This window comes from Enterobacter sp. MF024 (assembly GCF_005843915.1).
In the GTDB taxonomy this organism is placed as follows: domain Bacteria; phylum Pseudomonadota; class Gammaproteobacteria; order Enterobacterales; family Enterobacteriaceae; genus Enterobacter; species Enterobacter barmai.
On sequence record NZ_VCBB01000017.1, the window covers coordinates 35,779 to 53,830 of the forward strand.

The 18,052-nt window shown below is 51.9% G+C and carries 16 protein-coding genes; 7 read left to right on the forward strand and 9 right to left on the reverse strand.

Translation table 11 applies throughout. From position 1 onward, the window contains the following. Position 1 precedes the first annotated feature (1 nt). The 3 genes from spoT to gmk are packed head-to-tail and all read right to left on the reverse strand — an operon-like array spanning position 2 to position 3,086. Positions 2-2,113 carry a bifunctional GTP diphosphokinase/guanosine-3',5'-bis pyrophosphate 3'-pyrophosphohydrolase gene (spoT, locus tag FFB58_RS19980; protein WP_039030180.1) on the reverse strand — a complete coding sequence of 704 codons (2,112 nt, stop codon included), beginning with the start codon at positions 2,111-2,113 and terminating at the stop codon, positions 2-4. Positions 2,114-2,132: 19 nt separating this feature from the next. Beyond that, positions 2,133-2,408 carry a DNA-directed RNA polymerase subunit omega gene (rpoZ, locus tag FFB58_RS19985; protein ID WP_039030179.1) on the reverse strand — a complete coding sequence of 92 codons (276 nt, stop codon included), beginning with the start codon at positions 2,406-2,408 and terminating at the stop codon, positions 2,133-2,135. Between the two features lie 54 nt (positions 2,409-2,462). Then, positions 2,463-3,086 (reverse strand): guanylate kinase, encoded by a 624-nt coding sequence (gene gmk, locus FFB58_RS19990; protein ID WP_039030178.1) that lies wholly within the window; start codon positions 3,084-3,086, stop codon positions 2,463-2,465. 251 nt (positions 3,087-3,337) lie between these two features. Here gmk and ligB point away from each other — a divergent pair, with 251 nt between their 5' ends. Then, a complete protein-coding gene (ligB, locus tag FFB58_RS19995) occupies positions 3,338-5,008 on the forward strand; it encodes an NAD-dependent DNA ligase LigB (RefSeq protein ID WP_138370811.1) in 1,671 nt (556 codons plus the stop codon). Here the strand turns inward: ligB and FFB58_RS20000 are convergent. The 3 genes from FFB58_RS20000 to FFB58_RS20010 form a co-directional block, all read right to left on the reverse strand. Then, entirely contained in the window at positions 5,005-5,622 is a 618-nt protein-coding gene (locus FFB58_RS20000; RefSeq protein WP_039030176.1) for a trimeric intracellular cation channel family protein, read from the reverse strand. The genes ligB and FFB58_RS20000 overlap by 4 nt on opposite strands. Before the next feature lie 165 nt (positions 5,623-5,787). Next, positions 5,788-7,725, reverse strand: a complete 1,938-nt coding sequence (locus FFB58_RS20005; RefSeq protein ID WP_138370812.1) for an acyltransferase family protein — start codon at positions 7,723-7,725, stop codon at positions 5,788-5,790. 173 nt (positions 7,726-7,898) lie between these two features. Next, positions 7,899-8,762: a YicC/YloC family endoribonuclease gene (locus tag FFB58_RS20010; protein WP_138370813.1), complete on the reverse strand. Its 864-nt coding sequence runs from the start codon at positions 8,760-8,762 to the stop codon at positions 7,899-7,901. Between the two features lie 470 nt (positions 8,763-9,232). Here FFB58_RS20010 and FFB58_RS20015 point away from each other — a divergent pair, with 470 nt between their 5' ends. The 6 genes from FFB58_RS20015 (at position 9,233) to pyrE (ending at position 15,507) form a co-directional block, all read left to right on the forward strand. After that, on the forward strand, positions 9,233-10,933 hold the full coding sequence (locus tag FFB58_RS20015; RefSeq protein WP_138370814.1) for a lysophospholipid acyltransferase family protein: 1,701 nt from the start codon (positions 9,233-9,235) through the stop codon (positions 10,931-10,933). Between the two features lie 46 nt (positions 10,934-10,979). Beyond that, positions 10,980-11,945 (forward strand): HlyD family efflux transporter periplasmic adaptor subunit, encoded by a 966-nt coding sequence (locus FFB58_RS20020; protein WP_138370867.1) that lies wholly within the window; start codon positions 10,980-10,982, stop codon positions 11,943-11,945. Next, a complete protein-coding gene (locus FFB58_RS20025; RefSeq protein ID WP_138370815.1) occupies positions 11,938-12,855 on the forward strand; it encodes an ABC transporter ATP-binding protein in 918 nt (305 codons plus the stop codon). The genes FFB58_RS20020 and FFB58_RS20025 overlap by 8 nt, the downstream gene beginning before the upstream one ends. Beyond that, positions 12,842-13,981, forward strand: coding sequence for an ABC transporter permease (locus FFB58_RS20030; protein WP_138370816.1), 1,140 nt, complete (start codon positions 12,842-12,844; stop codon positions 13,979-13,981). The genes FFB58_RS20025 and FFB58_RS20030 overlap by 14 nt, the downstream gene beginning before the upstream one ends. A 96-nt stretch (positions 13,982-14,077) precedes the next feature. Further along, a complete protein-coding gene (gene rph, locus FFB58_RS20035; RefSeq protein ID WP_039030171.1) occupies positions 14,078-14,794 on the forward strand; it encodes a ribonuclease PH in 717 nt (238 codons plus the stop codon). 71 nt (positions 14,795-14,865) lie between these two features. Then, on the forward strand, positions 14,866-15,507 hold the full coding sequence (gene pyrE / locus FFB58_RS20040) for an orotate phosphoribosyltransferase (protein ID WP_138370817.1): 642 nt from the start codon (positions 14,866-14,868) through the stop codon (positions 15,505-15,507). 41 nt (positions 15,508-15,548) lie between these two features. Here the strand turns inward: pyrE and slmA are convergent, their stop codons facing one another. The 3 genes from slmA to coaBC form a co-directional block, all read right to left on the reverse strand. Beyond that, positions 15,549-16,145 (reverse strand): nucleoid occlusion factor SlmA, encoded by a 597-nt coding sequence (gene slmA / locus FFB58_RS20045; protein ID WP_039030169.1) that lies wholly within the window; start codon positions 16,143-16,145, stop codon positions 15,549-15,551. 116 nt (positions 16,146-16,261) lie between these two features. Beyond that, on the reverse strand, positions 16,262-16,720 hold the full coding sequence (gene dut, locus FFB58_RS20050) for a dUTP diphosphatase (protein ID WP_039030168.1): 459 nt from the start codon (positions 16,718-16,720) through the stop codon (positions 16,262-16,264). After that, on the reverse strand, positions 16,698-17,909 hold the full coding sequence (coaBC, locus tag FFB58_RS20055; protein WP_138370869.1) for a bifunctional phosphopantothenoylcysteine decarboxylase/phosphopantothenate--cysteine ligase CoaBC: 1,212 nt from the start codon (positions 17,907-17,909) through the stop codon (positions 16,698-16,700). The genes dut and coaBC overlap by 23 nt, the downstream gene beginning before the upstream one ends. Positions 17,910-18,052: the final 143 nt, after the last annotated feature.

Sequence of the window (18,052 nt, forward strand, 5' to 3'; positions counted from 1 at the left end):
ACTAGTTTCGGTTACGGGTGACTTTAATGACGTCAGCCATCACGCGGATTTTGCGCATGATATTCGCCAGATGCACGCGGTCCCGCGCCGTCAGACGAATAAAGGCGCTGTACACACGGCCATCCTTCTCTTCGGTATTCAGGCTATGAATATTGGAAGAGGCGGTATTGATTGCCGCCGTCAGGTTCGCCAGTGCGCCCTGGTGGTTGAACATATCCACCTTGATCTCGGTGATAAATTCCTGCTCGGTCTCTTTATCCCACTCGACCGCCATAAACTTCTCGGGCTCTTTCTGGTAGCCGCGAATGTTACGACAGGATTCGTGATGGATAACCAGCCCTTTACCCGGGCTGACGTGGGCAATAATCGGGTCGCCAGGGATAGGGCGGCAGCACTTGGCAAAGGTGATCAGCACGCCGTCGGCGCCCTTGATCGGCAGATGCCCGTGGCTGGTGGATGACGGCTGCGGTACAGAGGTTTCACCCTGCTGCAGGTTCTTCGCCACCACGACGCTCATTGCATTACCAAGACCGATCTCCGCCAGCAGATCGTCAAGCGTGGCGAGCTTCATACGCTCGATTTCACGCTGCACGTTCTCTTTCGGGATCTCGGCCAGCTTGCGGCTTCCGCCAAGTGCATGGTTGAGCAGACGGCGACCCAGGCTAACGGAGTCGTCGCGTTTGAGGTTTTTCAGCAGCTGGCGGATCTTGGCGCGAGCTTTTGAGCTCACAACAAAGTTGAGCCACGCCGCGTTCGGACGTGCGCCAGGCGCTGTAATAATTTCTACCGTCTGGCCGCTGGTCAACGGCTGTGACAGCGGGTACGGCTGGCGGTCGACACGTGCCCCTACGCAGGCATGACCGATATCGGTATGCACGGCGTAGGCGAAGTCGACCGGCGTGGCACCAGCAGGCAGTTCGACAATGCGCCCTTCTGGTGTGAAAACGTAAATCTCATCCGGGAAGAGATCGGATTTAACGCTCTCGATAAATTCAAACGAGCTACCGGCGCTCTGCTGCAGTTCCAGCAGGCTCTGCATCCAGCGCTGGGCGCGGATCTGCGCGGTGGTGCTGGTTTCGCCGTGCTCTTTATAGGCCCAGTGCGCGGCAACACCCATCTCCGCCATCTGATCCATATCTTCGGTACGGATTTGCACTTCAACCGGCACGCCGTGCGGGCCAATCATTGAGGTGTGCAGGGACTGATATCCGTTCGCTTTTGGAATAGCGATGTAATCTTTCATCCGACCTGGACGCGGTTTGTACAGGCTGTGCATCTGACCGAGTACGCGATAGCAGGTGTCGGAGTCGTGGACGATCACGCGAAACGCGTAGATATCCATGATCGAGTGAAAACGCTGCTCTTTGAGCACCATTTTGCAGTAGATAGAGTACAAATGCTTTTCGCGACCGCTGACGCGGCAGGGGATACCGGCTTCCTGCAACCGTCCTTCGATTTCTGAGAGGATCTTCTGAATCATCTCTTTACGGTTGCCACGCGCGGCTTTCACCACCTCTTTAATCACGCGGAAGCGGTTCGGGTACAACGCTTCAAAACCCAGCTCTTCCAGCTCGGTTTTAATGTGATGAATACCTAAACGGTGCGCCAGCGGGCTATAGATTTCGAGGGTTTCACGGGCAATGCGACGACGTTTGTCCGGGCGAAGAGAGCCCAGCGTGCGCATATTATGGGTACGGTCGGCGAGTTTGATCAAAATGACGCGGATATCCTGTACCATCGCCATGATCATCTTGCGGAAGTTTTCGGCCTGCGCCTCTTTCTTGTCGCGGAAATTCAGCTTATCAAGTTTAGAGACCCCTTCCACCAGCTCGGCAACGCTTTTGCCAAACAGCTGTTCCATATCCTGGTAGGTGGCAGGGGTATCTTCTATCACGTCATGCAGCAGGGCGGCCATCAGCGTTTCATAGTCGAGTTTCATCTCGGCCAGAATACAGGCCACCGCTACCGGGTGCGTGATATAGGGTTCACCGCTTGAACGTGTCTGGCCCTCGTGAGCGTCACGTGCAACGAGATACGCCTGCTGGAGACGTTTAATCTGATCTACCGGCAGGTAGGTTTGAATCAGTTGATTCAGGCTTTCAAACAGATACAAGGGCGACCCGCAGGTTTAATTAACGACGACCTTCAGCAATGGCGGTAACGGCCTGCAGTTCTGCGGCTTCCTGCTCTTGCTGCTCCTGGCGCTCACGAACATCGAGGATCTGGCTGTTGATCAGGCCTTCTTCGATTTCGCGCAGTGCGATAACGGTAGTTTTATCGTTTTCTTCCGGTACCAGTGGATCTTTACCGCCTGACTGCATCTGACGAGCGCGACGCGCGGCGACCAGCACCAGGTCAAAACGGTTACCAATTTTCTCTACAGCGTCCTGAACAGTTACGCGTGCCATACTTAAAATGCTCCACAGATGAAGAAATGACTGGGCATGATACTGAATGTGGGTTCAGTCTGCCAACAGTTTGGTGATTAATGCGTCATGTCGCTGCTTCTGGCGGCACATGCGCAGACGTTCGGCGCGAAGGATAGTTTTGAGATCGCTCAGGGCGGCATCAAAATCATCATTCACAATCAGGTAATCATATTCGGCGTAATGGCTCATTTCCGCAACTGCCTGGGCCATACGTTTTGCGATAACCTCTTCGCTATCCTGACCGCGGCCGCGGAGACGACGATCCAGCTCATCTTTTGACGGCGGTAAAATAAAGATGCTGCGCGAATCAGGCATTTTCTTGCGGATCTGCTGTGCGCCCTGCCAGTCGATATCAAGGAACACGTTTACGCCGGTCGATAATACCTGCTCAATGGTTTCACGCGAGGTGCCGTAATAGTTCCCGAAGACCTCAGCGTGTTCAAGAAACGCGTCTCTGCCAATCATCGTTCTGAATTCGTCGTGATCGACAAAGAAATAATGTTCACCGTGTACCTCACCCGGACGCGGCGCGCGCGTGGTGTGAGAAACAGAAACCTGCGTATCATACAACGGTTGGGTTTTTAACAGCGCCTGAATCAGGCTGGATTTACCCGCGCCACTTGGGGCAGAAACAATATAAAGCGTGCCTTGAGCCATGAGAGTCTTTTGTATGTGTTAGCGAAGAAAGTCCTACATACGGGCTTATTATACACGTCGCCGCTGCGTGACGTAGCCTTTGTCACACTTTTTCCACGCTTTGATTGATTTTTGCGAGCCTTTTTCCTGTTTTCTGCGGTGTTTGCTGCAACAAAAATTCAATTCTGATGTTGCCTCGTAAAGTCGGTTTTTGCGTGTCGCCTGCGGCGGCGCATCGCGTTATACCCCTTACAAAACAGGGAGGGATAACGATGTGGCGATATGTTGGCGTGCTGTTGTGGATCTGGAGCTGCGTGGGGCTGGCGGTATGCCCGGTCTGGTCTCCAATGCAGGCAGAACAGGAGATAGCCAGGCTTAGCGCGCAAATCGCCCGCTGGGATAAGGCGTACTGGCAGCAGGGCGTCAGCGACGTGAATGATGAAGTGTATGACCAGCTTGCGGCGAGGCTGAAACAGTGGCGGGGCTGCTTTGGCGATGAGCAGGCGTCAGAGGCGCTGGCGGGTGTAGGAGGCGCGGTTAAACACCCGGTAAGCCATACCGGGGTTCCAAAAATAGCCGATAAAGCGGCACTCCGGCAGTGGATACAGGCGCGCCGTGACCTGTGGATCCAGCCGAAAGTGGATGGCGTGGCGGTGACGCTGGTCTACCGGCAGGGGCAGCTTGTGCAGGCGACAAGCCGGGGTAACGGCCTGAAAGGTGAAGACTGGACGGAGAAGGTCAAACGTATCGCCTCGGTGCCCGGGCAGGTAAAAGGCCCGCTCGCAAATAGCGTGCTGCAGGGCGAACTCTTCCTGATGCGCGATAACCATATCCAGCAACAGATGGGGGGAATGAATGCCCGGGCAAAAGTCGCCGGGACGATGATGCGACACGACACCGGCGCAAGGCTGGATAATATCGGTATCTTCATCTGGGCGTGGCCGGATGGCCCCGCCTTGATGCCCGAACGTCTGCAGGCGTTAACCCGAGCGGGCTTCACCCTTACCGGTCAGTGGACGCATAAAGTCAGTTCGGTAGAGGAGGCTGAAAAATTACGTGACCGCTGGCATAAGTCACCGCTGCCCTTTGTGACTGATGGCATTGTGATCCGCGCGGCGCAGGAGCCCGCAGGCAACCGCTGGCTGCCCGGTGAAGGCTGCTGGGTGGTGGCATGGAAATATGCGCCGGTCGCGCGGGTTGCGGAGGTGCGCGCCATCCATTTTACCGTGGGGCGTACCGGCAGGATTGCGGTGGTCGCCACTCTTGAGCCCGTGCAGCTTGATGATAAAAGGGTGCAACGCGTCAACCTGGGATCGGTGAGGCGCTGGCAGACGCTGGATATTGCGCCGGGGGATCAGATTCAGGTCAGCCTGGCCGGGCAGGGGATACCGCGCGTCGATAAAGTCGTCTGGCGAGGGAGCGAACGACGCAAACCCGTGCCGCCCGAAACGCGCTTTACGCCGCTCACCTGTTTTTATGCCACGCCGGAATGTCACAGGCAGTTTATGGCCCGGCTGACGTGGTTGAGTTCATCGTCAGTGTTGAATATCGAAGGGCTGAGTGAGGCTGGCTGGCAGTCGCTGCATCAGGCGCACCATTTTGATCACCTTTTTTCATGGCTGGCGCTCAGTCAGGAACAGTTGCAGCAGACGCCCGGTATAACGTCGCAGCGCGGCCTGCGGCTCTGGCATCAATTCAATCTGGCCCGTCGCCAACCTTTTACTCGCTGGCTTGATGCGCTGGGCGTTCCCCTGCCGCGCATGGCCATGCGCGCGCTCAGCGATCGGCACTGGCAGCAGTTGCAGAGCAGGGATGCGTTACGCTGGCATCAGGTTCCGGGCGTCGGTCCGGAAAAGGCGCGCAGGCTGGTGGAGTTTGTGCATCATCCCACCGTGAATGCCCTGACGTCCTGGCTGGGCGAGCAGGGCGTGCAGGGTTTTTAGTGGCTGTCGTGTGTGTAATAAAACACGGGTAATCCCAGCTTCAAACGCAGCGCCAGCAAGCGGGCGGTAAAGCCAAACAACAGCGTGGAGATGATCACCACGTCCTGATTGCTCACGTAGTGCTGAAGTGCGACGTACAGCACGGCGGAGGCAAAGGAAACGCCAGCATAGAGCTCTTTCTGGAAGACCAGCGGAATACGCTTGCAGAACATGTCGCGCAGCACACCGCCAAATACGCCGGTGATCACCGCCGCGATAGTGGCGATGACCGGGCCATGACCCATATCCAGCGCGACCTGGGCGCCAATAATGGAGAATACGATCAGACCGAGGGCATCCAGCACCAGAAACAGACGGCGCAGATGGGGCATAACCGGGGCGGCAATGGTTGTCAGCACGGCGGCGACGGCCACGATAATCACGTATTCAGGGTGTTGTACCCAGCCGAGCGGATAGTGGCCCAGCAGGATATCCCGGACAGACCCGCCGCCCAGCGCCGTGGCGGTGGCAATAATAATGACGCCAAAGGTATCCATACGACGACGCCCGGCGGCCAGGGCACCGGTCATGGCTTCAGCGGTAATACCGATCAGATACAGGATATGCAGCAGCATGTTACCCCCAGAGTTAAGGCCGTCAGGGTAACGTTTTGTGCTCTGGCTCACGATTTAGATTTTCTTGTGCGAGCGGTTAAGCCTTATTTTATCTAATGACACTTTGGCTTAAATAGAGCGATTCGGGGTTTTTACTCCAGAAATCGCATTAGATTTATTTAGCTTTTAATCCCGTTGGCGGGTAAAAACCTGTCGGAACATCGGCACCAGGACTTTATTACCGGTTTCGCTGAGGTGGTTATCATCGAAATACCACGGCTGTAAGTTTTTGCTGCCCATACAGCGGCTCGCCGTACAGAGCCATGCGGTGGGATCGAGAACCTGAACGCCACACTGTTTAGCTGCACGCGCCTGAGCCTGCAGAATGACCGCGTTTTGTTTAGCGTAAGTCGCAGTGGGGATGGATAAGTCGTGCGTGGTTCTGCCGGTCATCAGCCGATGAGATAACGTGCGAGGCACATTCTGCGCCATTTCCGGGATCGGGTTGACCAGATATACGGGGCGTGTGCTGTTAAGCGAGCATGCCATGTCCACTATCGCATCCGAGTACTGACGCAGGTAGTCCTGCTGGTTTTGCGACCCGGTACCGAAGTTGACGAGGCGCTTTTCGGCATAGTGCGTGAGTCGGTTCACAATCACCACCGGCACGTCAGGCGGGTAATCCTTCAGCCTTGAAGGAAGAGAGCGGTTAAATGCCCCGCAGCGATTTTGTTCTCCCAGTTCGCCTCTCGCCAGCGTCGGACAACCAGAGGCGGTGATCCCGATAACCGAACCTTTATCTTTTGCTGCTTCTGCCAGCGCGGTGGCGGTAGCTTCCGCATGGCTGTCGCCCACAATAATGGCAACAGGCTGACCTGTACCGTAAGTGCTCAGGTGCGTTTTAGGGTTGGCAGCGTAGTTTTTATTGGTGGCTTCCAGCGCGATTTTGTTCACCAGCGGGTCGGGCTGGCTGACAACAATCTGGTTTTTCACCAGATAACTAAACAGCCAGGCGACACCCACGCAGGCAAACAGGATCAGCCAGAAGGCGCGAGTTGAACGCTGGCTAAGGTAATTTTTGCCGGGTTGCTCGATAAGCACCCACGACAGCCAGCCGGCGGCAAAGGAGAGCGCAATCGCGCTCATTACCCACAGCCCGTTATGCTGCTTTCCGCAGTAGAGCAGAAACACCGCGACAGGCCAGTGCCATAAATAGACGGAATACGAGCTCAGCCCCGCCCAGCGAAAATTGCGGTCAAACAGACTCACCAACGGCTGGTAGTCACTGTAGATCACCAGCATCGCGCCCATGACGGGCAGTAAGGTCAGGGGCCCCGGCCAGGCTTGCTCAGCGGTGATGAAAAAGAGAGAAAACAGGATCAGCGCGTAGCCCGCAAGCGCCGCAACCGGGCGAAGCATAAACGGCATGACAAAGCGCTGAGCGGCGTACCACACCAGTCCACCACACAGCATCTCCCAGGCGCGATAAGGCATCAGGTAAAAGCTGGTGGCCGCATTGGTGGGCGTGTGCGTAATACTCACTATAAACGCCGCGATAGTGAGCACCGCCAGGCATAAGCCGGTGTTCAGCTTTTTTCGCAGGGGATAGAGCGCCATCATAATGAAAGGCAATACCAGATAAAATTGCCATTCAACGGACAAAGACCAGGTATGTAAAAACCAGTTCTCATGGGAGTCGAGGGCAAAATAGTCCCCGGACTCTTTATTCAGTTTCAAATTGGAAATAAATAAGGCGGCATAGCCAATGTAATTTCCGAGCTTCTGATACTCATTTGTCGGTAACCAGAAAAACGTCGTAACGGCCACAATCAGGCACATCGCCAGCAGCGCGGGAATTATTCTTTTGCAGCGGGCGGCATAAAAGTGAAGAAGATTAAAGCTGTTTCGTTCCAGTCCGGTAGCGATGATTTTGGTCATCAAAAAGCCGGAGATAACGAAAAACACATCCACGCCAGCGAAGCCGCCGGGCAGCAGCGTGGCGGTAAAGTGGTAAAACACGACAGATAGAATGGCTATTCCGCGCAGCAGGTTAATGTCCTGCCGGAAATCGCGGTCAACTGAGAGGCTTGAGGCTTCCTCTAAGGATAAGTTGATGTTTGCCATTATGATTCCTGAAGGGAGAGATCAGAATAGTGAATGCGGGATGCATTCTAACAAAAACAGTAAAAGAGTTCTTATGTTCTGATGCGCAGGTGGGATTCAGGACATACTCAAGCCAGTAATTGACAATGGTCCCTTAGCGGGACCATTAATAAAACAATAACGCACGTTACGGTTTATTCGATGTTCTGGATCTGCTCGCGCATTTGTTCAATCAGCACTTTCAGTTCAATCGCAGAGTTGGTTACTTCGGCATTGATTGACTTAGACGCCAAAGTGTTCGACTCACGGTTGAACTCCTGCATCATAAAGTCGAGGCGACGACCGACGGCCTCTTTCTTCTTCAGTATGTTGTAGGTCTCTTTGACGTGCGCTTCCAGACGGTCGAGCTCTTCCGCAACATCGATACGCTGGGCCATCAACACCAGCTCCTGCTCGAGGCGGTTGTTCTCCAACTGGACTTCGGCATCTTCCAGCTTGGCAACCAGACGCTCGCGCTGCCACTGGAGGATCTCCGGCATGTGGGCGCGGACTTTCGCCACTTCGCCGCTAACGCCTTCCAGACGCTGCTCGATAAGCGCTTTCAGCGCCAGACCTTCGGTTTCACGGGCGACGATGAAATCGTCCAGCGTGCTGTCCAGCGCGGTGAGGATCTCGGCAGTAATTGCATCCAGATCCTGTTCGCCTGAGGCCATCACGCCAGGCCAGCGCAGAATATCCACCGGGTTGATTTCGCCTTCGTCGCTCTGCATTTTGACCCAGTTAGCCGCATTCACCAGCTGTTTAGCCAGCTTCTCGTTGAGGATCAGTTCCCCTTGTGCGCTCGCATCGGGCTCAAAACGCAGATTGCATTCAATCTTTCCGCGGGTCAGGCGAGCGCGAATACGCTCACGCACCACCGGCTCAAGGCTGCGGAACTGCTCTGGCATACGGAAATAGGTTTCAAGATAGCGTTGGTTTACCGAGCGCATTTCCCAGGTAGCGCTGCCCCAGCTACCCTTGATTTCACGGCGGGCGTAGGCGGTCATACTGCGGATCATAGATGTTCCTGTTTTCGTAATAATGATGCAGAGGATTATAGCTATGCGAACGAGGACTTAACAGGAATAGTGATGAAATACTTGGATATGAATTCTTTTCTACCGCAAGGGTATAATGTGCTTAAAAGTAGCTGCTTAAAGTTTAGCGATATTTGATATGCTAAATAACACGTTAATGTTTTTATTCTATTATTCATGTTTGTTGCAAATATATTTCGTTACTCACAATTAAAACATAATCTTGAAAAATGAAATGGGGGTTTGTATTAAGCATTTTATATATATTGTTCAAAACTATTCATACAAGTGAAATTAAGTCGCGCATTAATTTTATTTCCTTTATGAATACTATCAATTTAATTATAAGTATGATTTTGCATAAGGTTTTTTTAAGTTTTCGTAGTATTGCTCGCAGATAGGATACCGGGTATAGTCCCTGTCAGGAAAGTTATTATAAAAAGGATTTTAAGATGGATGTTATTTTTAACAGAGTCATCAGGGAATTCTTCCCCGATACTAAACTACCTTTTTGGAAAAATTGGCTTTTCAGACGAGCATTTTGTAATAAAGCGTTTTCACGTTTGATTCATGATGATCAAATCTTTAATAAAAAAGGGATCTCCTGGGTTAATTCAGTTATTGATTTTTTCAAAGTAAATTGTGTAACGGATATCTGCGATTACAATAACATCCCTCGACATGGTGCTGCGGTTGTTATTTCTAACCATCCCACCGTTATGGATGGTTTGTCCTTAATACATACTGTGTCCAGGGTCCGTAAAGATATAAAAATAGTTGCGAACCAAATTTTACCTATTATCTTCCCACAGGTATCAGAGCTTACGATTGGAATTCAAAATATGGCTGGAAAAATGAGTCATAAGAAGTTCCGAGAGATGAACGACCATCTAAAAAATGGTGGTGTATTAATTATTTGTCCCGCTGGCAAATTGGCCAGTTGGTCACTTTCTGGATTACAAGAGCATGCATGGAATCCTGGTTTTTTACAGTTGGCGATGCGAAATGATGCGGCGCTAGTGCCTGTTCATATTACTGGTGCGAATAGTAAAACCTATTATTTTATGGCAACAATCTGGCGACAGTTATCCAACCTTATGATTATTCGCGAGTCTTTACGCCATCGCGGAAAAACCATTAAGGTTAAAATAGGACAGCAAATTTGCTTATCGTCCTTCGAGAAATATAACAAAGATCTCTCTGCAGCAGCCAATGCGTGTTCAATGCATCTCCAGAGCACCGGTAAGAATGGACCTGCGCTACTGGATACTGTCTCCCCGCAAGAACATATCGAAAGCAAAAGTGCATTAATCAATGCGATAAATGAGTGCGAAATCCTGAGACAGTTTAATGATGGTAAAAAGTTACTGATTTATCGTCGTAACACTGCCGGTAACTCGCCAATTATTAATGAATTAGGGCGCTTACGTGAACGCTGTTACCGCGATATTGGATCAGGTTCTGGTAAAGATAAAGATAACGATATTTTTGATGATAGCTATTTTCATGTCATTTTATGGGACCCCTCTGACACAGAAATCCTCGGTGCGTATCGAGTGATACCCGTCGGCGAGCAATTAGCCCGTAAGGGAGTCACAGGTCTCTACAGCAATAGCTTGTTTGAATATCACGAAGGTGCCTACACCTGCTTAGAAAAATCTGTGGAAATTGGTCGTGGATTTATCCAGAAACCTTATCAAAAAAGTATCGCACTTGATTATTTATGGCGAGGAATTTTTGATTTTGTTAAAAAATATCCTGGCTATAAATATTTGTTAGGTGTTTTGACGATTCCAGGATCTTTTCCAGAAGATATACAAAAGCTAATCGTGAACTTTTATAACATATATTTTTCAACGACAAATCAATTTTGCACGCCTGTAGATTTGTTTACGGCAGACGAGCCTCAGTTCTCTAACCATTTCTCCGGTAAAGATTTCAAAAATGACTGGATCATGCTCAACAATCTCCTGAGAGAAAGAGGTTATGAACTGCCATGGCCTTTCAAGCAGTGCGCTAAGTGGTTTTCGCCTGGAGGATCGGCGGTCATATGTTTTACAAAAGACGTCTCTTTTAACTCCATAGCAGGATTGAACCTTAGCGATATTGAAAAGCTAAATCAAATTTATTTCAAACATTATTTTAAGGATTAAATTATACATCACTGTATAAATATTATAGGCATATGGATGTGTGATGATGCAAAAGCCAAAAAAGACATTTTTAGCGCTGATAGCGGTACTGGTAATAACAGGCTGTGATAGCAAACCAGACAACATTTTCTCTGGATATTCACATGGAGAATTTGTATACCTCTCTTATTCTGGTACTGCGAGAATTGAACGGTTGTTAGTAAACAAAGGAGATGAAGTCACAAGCGGGCAGGAGTTGGTTAAGATTGAGTCATTTGATGCCCAAAATACTCTCTTGCAGGTTGAGGAAAAGCTGTCAGCTGAAAACGCATTATTGCGAAATTTAGCATCGGGAGAACGGCCTGAAGAGTTAGATATAATACGTGCTCAGATTAAAAAATCACGATCTTCAGAATCACAGGTTAAGCGCCAGCTTGAACGTTATCGTGATCTTTATGCCAAACAAGCCATATCACGGGCGGAATGGGAAGATATCAGCGATGAATTAACGCAAAAAGGCGCACAGGTTGAAGAGTTAATTAACCAGTTAAAAGCGCGCCAGCTGCCTGCCCGTCAGGATGAGATTAATAAACAGCTTGCGCAGGTAGAAGCCGTCAGGCTTGAACGGGATAAGGCTCTTTGGGATGTTCAGCAGACTACAATTGTTTCTCCGGTTAATGCCAGGGTCTTTGATACCATTTATCGAGCCGGGGAACGCCCTTCTGCGGGCAGCCCAATAATCAGCCTGCTACCGCCCGATAATATCAAGGTACGCTTCTTTATACCCGAAGCGATGCTCGGTAAATTTAAAGTCGGAACGAAAGTTAAGCTTTCATGTGATGGCTGTTCAGAGGCAATCCCTGGCATAATTAATTATATAAATCCTGAAGCCGAATTTACGCCCCCCGTTATTTACAGCACGAAACGCCGCGAGAAACTCATTTTCATGGCTGAGGCTATTCCTGCCCGGGAACAGGCTGCGCGTATGAAAATCGGTCAACCGTTTGATGTGGAAATCATTCCGGATGCATAATCTTTGTATTGATGTAAAAAACCTCAATAAGCATTTTGGCGAGCATCATGCCGTAAAAGATTTTTCTCTTCAGGTGGCAAAAGGTGAAATTTATGGTTTCCTCGGCCCAAACGGTAGCGGAAAAACAACGTCTATCCGGATGATGTGCGGTTTGATCACCCCAGATTCAGGAGAAGGCTCTTGTCTGGATATGGACATTTTTACCCAGCGGGAAGAAATCAAAAGAAATATTGGCTACATGACCCAGTATTTCTCCATGTGGGGAAGTTTGACTATTCGGGAAAACTTACTTTTTATCGCCCGGTTATATAGTCTCGACCAACCTAAAGCACGGGTTGAACGCGCACTTTCAGAGCTAGGTCTTACCTCCCGACAGCATCAGCTGGCGAAAGTACTCTCTGGCGGCTGGAAGCAGAGGATGGCCCTTGCGGCATGCATGCTGCATGAACCTGTTTTGCTCTTTCTGGATGAACCTACCGCTGGCGTGGATCCAAAGGCACGACGCGAATTCTGGCAGATGCTGCATCAGCTATCTGACAGAGGAATATCGATACTGGTCAGCACGCACTACATGGATGAGGCTGAGCGCTGCCATAAGGTTGCCTATCTGTCTTATGGCCGATTACTGGCGAATGGGACTATTCCTTCCATCATCGCGGCGCAGAATCTGATTACCGTGAGAACCAGCGGTGCCGGATTGACGGCACTTGAAAGCCAGTTGCAGCGTCTACCGGAGATTGAGCAAACCGTTATTTTTGGCAATCAGCTTTATATTACCTCCACAGATGAGGCGAAGTTAAAAGCCACGCTTTTTGCATTTACCCAAAAGGGCTATGAGTTCTGCCAGGTTGATACCAATCTGGAAGATGCATTTACCTATTTAATGAAAAGTGACTGTGAAAAAAATTAATATAAACTTCTCCATAACCCGCTGGATTGGCGTGGTTATCAAGGAAATTCACGAATTGCGTCGTGATAAAGTCAGTATCGGCATGGTGATCCTTACGCCTATTTTTCAGCTGATTATCCTTGGCTATGCAATAAATATGGATCCCCATAATTTGCCAACTGCGTTATTAAATTACGATACCGAACGCATGAGCCAGGTTTTTGTGACGAGTGCGCAAAATACCGGATATTTTTCGATGATACCTGTTGAGTCTGAAGAGGCTGCGCATAAAGCGTTTGTCCGGGGAGACGTCACGTTTATCGTGACTATTCCGGAAGGGTTTACACGTAACCTGCTCCGCGGTGACAAGCCTCAACTGTTAATTCAGGGCGATGCTATCGACCCAATGACAACGGGGAATGCGCTAAGCGCGCTGGTACAGGTTGCGAAATCGGCATTTCGGCAAGATTTGCCGGGAAACATGCGCGTAGCGCAAAAAGAGGATGATTTCGATCTGGTTATACATCGAATGTTTAACCCAGAAGGAATTACCCAGTTTAATACTATACCCGGTATTATGGGGTCGATACTCAGCACGACATTGATTCTCATGACAGCCTTGTCTATTACGCGTGAACGAGAAAACGGCGCGTTAGAAAATTTGCTGGTCTCTCCGTTGACCGGGCTGGAAGTGATTGTTGGGAAAATAACGCCGTTTGTTATTATTGGCCTTTTTCAGGCGACGTTAATACTGATCGCCGCCGTTCTGTTGTTCGATATCCCTCTTCACGGCAGCGTTTTCCTGCTGTTTATGGTGTTATTGATTTATGTTTTTCTTTGCCTTTCCATTGGCATTGGCATTTCTGGCCTGGCGCAAAATCAGTTGCAGGCGCTGCAAATGTCGTCCTTTTACTTTATCCCTTCAATCATGCTTTCCGGCTTTATCAGCCCCTTTATTAGTATGCCGGATTGGGCGAAAGCGATTGGCTCCTGTTTACCGCTGACCTATTTTATCCGGCTGGTTAAGGGCATTATGCTGAAAGGATATTCTGCAGCGGCATTGCTACCCGATCTTTTGCCGCTGATTGGCCTTGCGGTGGGTGTGATTGCCATAGGCTTGAAATCCTATCGCAAAACGCTGGACTGACATTATGTGTGTGCCCGGCAGGGGTTGGCATAGGCTTTTAGCCATGAAATTCGTATAATGCCGCCCACACATTCGTTTCAAGCCGGAGATATCATCATGCGTCCATCAGGCCGTAGCGCTAATCAGGTGCGCCCCGTCACCCTGACCCGTAACTATACAAAACACGCTGAAGGCTCCGTGCTGGTTGAATTTGGTGACACCAAAGTGCTGTGCACCGCCTCCATTGAAGAGGGCGTGCCGCGCTTTCTGAAAGGCCAGGGCCAGGGCTGGATCACTGCCGAATACGGCATGCTGCCGCGCTCCACCCATACCCGTAACGCTCGCGAAGCGGCGAAGGGTAAGCAGGGTGGCCGTACCATGGAGATCCAGCGTCTGATCGCCCGAGCCCTGCGCGCCGCGGTTGATCTGAAAACCCTGGGCGAGTTTACCATTACCCTGGACTGCGACGTGATCCAGGCGGACGGCGGCACCCGAACTGCTTCTATTACCGGTGCCTGTGTGGCGCTGGCCGATGCCCTGAACAAGCTGGTTGCAGCCGGTAAGCTAAAAGCGAACCCGATGAAAGGCATGGTTGCGGCGGTGTCTGTGGGTATCGTCAACGGTGAAGCGCTGTGCGATCTGGAATACGTTGAAGACTCGGCGGCAGAAACCGACATGAACGTGGTGATGACCGAAGACGGTCGTATCATCGAGGTTCAGGGCACCGCAGAAGGTGAGCCGTTTACCCACGAAGAGCTGCTCTCCCTGCTGGCGCTAGCCCGAGGGGGAATCGAATCTATCGTAACGACGCAGAAGGCGGCGTTAGAAAATTAATTTTAAAGGCGACTGATGAGTCGCCTTTTTTTTGTCCGTAGAAAAGCAAAAGTAAGATGAGGAGCGAATCCATGAAACCGTATCAGCGCCAGTTTATTGAGTTTGCGCTTAGCAAGCAGGTACTTAAGTTTGGCGAATTCACGCTGAAATCCGGGCGCAAGAGCCCCTATTTCTTTAACGCCGGGCTGTTTAATACCGGGCGCGATCTGGCACTGTTAGGCCGCTTCTATGCCGAAGCGCTGGTGGATTCCGGAATTGAGTTCGACCTGCTGTTTGGCCCGGCGTATAAGGGCATCCCGATTGCAACCACCACCGCCGTGGCGCTGGCGGAGCATCACGATCGCGACGTGCCGTACTGCTTTAACCGTAAAGAGGCCAAAACCCACGGTGAAGGCGGTAACCTGGTCGGTAGCGCGCTGCAGGGCCGTGTGATGCTGGTAGACGACGTGATCACCGCCGGTACCGCTATCCGCGAATCCATGGAGATTATTCAGGCCAACAATGCCACGCTTGCGGGCGTGCTGATCTCGCTGGACCGCCAGGAGCGCGGACGTGGCGACATCTCCGCTATCCAGGAAGTGGAGCGCGACTACAACTGCAAAGTGACCTCAATCATCACCCTGAAAGACCTGATTGCCTATCTGGAGGAGAAGCCGGAGATGGCTGACAGCCTGACGGCGGTGCGTGCGTATCGCGAAGAGTTCGGCGTCTGAGTTAATTGCCCGGTGGCGTTTCGCTTACCGGGCCTGCAATGTTATTGCAACTGGGCCGCCACTAACGGCCAGCGGGCGTCAAAATCATCCGTCGGACGATATTTGAATTCACTGCGCACAAAGCGCGAGAGCATCCCTTCACAGAACGCCAGTACCTGTCCGGCAAGCAGCGATTCATCTGTGCTGAAACCTTCGCCTTCACGCATCTTCTTTTCGCGTAATACCTGGCGCAGCTGCGCTTCAATACGTTCGAAAAGCTGGTTGATACGCCCCTGCAGCCTGTCCTGTTCAAACATCAGCGCGTGGCCGGTCAGGATACGGGTTAAACCCGGATTGCGCTCGCCGAAACCGAGGATCAGCAGGACAATCAGACGCAGCCGTGCGGTGGTGTCTTTTTCATCCTTCAGGATCAGGTTGATACGCGTGATCAGGCTATCTTCGATAAACTCGATCAGGCTGTCGAACATCCGCGTTTTGCTGGGAAAATGACGGTAAAGCGCCGCTTCCGACACGCCCACCGAGGCGGCCAGTTTTGCGGTGGTGATGCGTTGACTACCATCGCTGGATTCAAGCATCAGAGCCAGAGATTGAAGTATTTCTTCGCGACGATTCCTTTTCGCTGTTTGTTTTTCTGCCATGTTACAAAATACCCCTGAAAATAAGCACCTGTCAGGCTGGCATCCACACAACGACCGCAAACGGATGTTTGCGGTTTGTTATTACGTTATGCGTTGTGGAATGCGTATAGCCGGGTTTATTTACGCCCGGAATGGCCAAAGCCGCCTTCGCCGCGATCGGTCGCGTCGAACTCTTCTACCAGATTAAATTCAGCCTGTACCACCGGGACGAACACCATCTGGGCGACACGCTCGCCGGGTTGAATGGTGAAGCTGTCCTGGCCACGGTTCCAGACGGAAACCATCAGCTGACCCTGATAGTCAGAATCGATAAGCCCCACCAGGTTGCCCAGCACGATACCATGCTTATGGCCCAGGCCGGAACGCGGCAGGATCACCGCTGCCAGAGAGGCATCGGCAATGTGGATCGCAAGGCCGGTCGGCAGCAGCGTGGTGGCGCCCGGTGCCAGCTCTACGGCGTCGTCGAGGCAGGCACGCAGGTCAAGACCGGCAGAGCCGGAAGTGGCATAGGTCGGCAATGGAAATTGCTGACCAACACGCGGGTCCAGAATCTTAACGTCGATTTTTTTCATCATAACGGGTAACGATCTCGTCCAGTAATTGTTGGCCCAGGAGTTCCTTGCGCTCAAGCGGTAAGACTTTATCTCCATCCTGCCAGAAAAGGTGCAATGCGTTGCTGTCGCTGTTAAATCCTTGTGAGGCCAGCGATACGTCGTTCGCGCAAATCAAATCGAGGTTTTTGCGGGTACGTTTTTGCCGGGCATATTCTTCCACATTATTCGTTTCAGCGGCAAACCCAACGACGTAAGGGCGACGATCTTTTAGTGCGGCGACCCCGGCAACAATATCGGGATTTTTCACCATTTTCATTGTGATTTCATCGCCTTGCTTTTTGATTTTCTCATCCGCTATGGCGGCAGCGCGGTAGTCCGCCACGGCGGCACAGCCAATAAAAATATGCTGCTGCTGCGCCTGGGCCTGCACTGCGGCTTCCATTTCCAGCGCGGTTGTAACGTCGATGCGCTGCACGCCCGGCGGTGTGGGTAGCGACACCGGCCCGCTCACCAGCGTGACCTTTGCCCCGCGCAGTGCCGCGGCGGCGGCAATCGCAAAGCCCATCTTGCCGGAGCTCTGGTTGGTGATATAGCGCACCGGATCCAGCGGTTCACGCGTCGGACCCGCGGTAATCATGATGCTGAGATGTTGCAGATCGTTGACAGGTGAAAAATGGCTGGCGGCCAGATCCACAATTGCCAGCGGATCCAGCATGCGGCCCGGGCCGATGTCGCCACAGGCCTGGCTGCCGCTGTCCGGCCCCCAAATCAGCAGTCCGCGAGAGGCGAGGGTCGCCAGGTTATGCTGGGTTGCGGCGTTGCGGTACATCTGCTGGTTCATGGCAGGGACCACGGCGACAGGCGCCGGCGTGGCCAGGCAGATAGTGGAAACCAGGTCGTTGGCCATGCCGGCGGCGACGCGGGCGATGAGATCGGCGGTAGCCGGGGCGAGGATAACTAAATCGGCCCACTTACCCAGCTCGATGTGGCCCATCGCAGCCTCAGCTGCAGGATCGAGCAGGCTGTCCGAGACCGGGTAGCCTGAAACGGCCTGCAGGCTCATTGGCGTAATAAACGCTTTGCCCCCTTCGGTTATTGCCACCCGCACGTCCGCCCCACGCTCGCGTAAACGGCGCACCAGTTCTGGCGCTTTGTAGGCTGCAATGCCGCCGCTCACGCCAAGAACGATTTTTTTACCGGCCAGGCTCATCATGATTCTTTCCTGTTGGGTTCACCTGAGAAGCGGGCATTTTATCACAATCCGAAAAGCATCGTGATGTTGTCCATCCGCCACTTTGCGAGGCGTTACGCAAGACGAGAAATCCGTCGTCGTGAGGCATCGGGGTCTGTGGC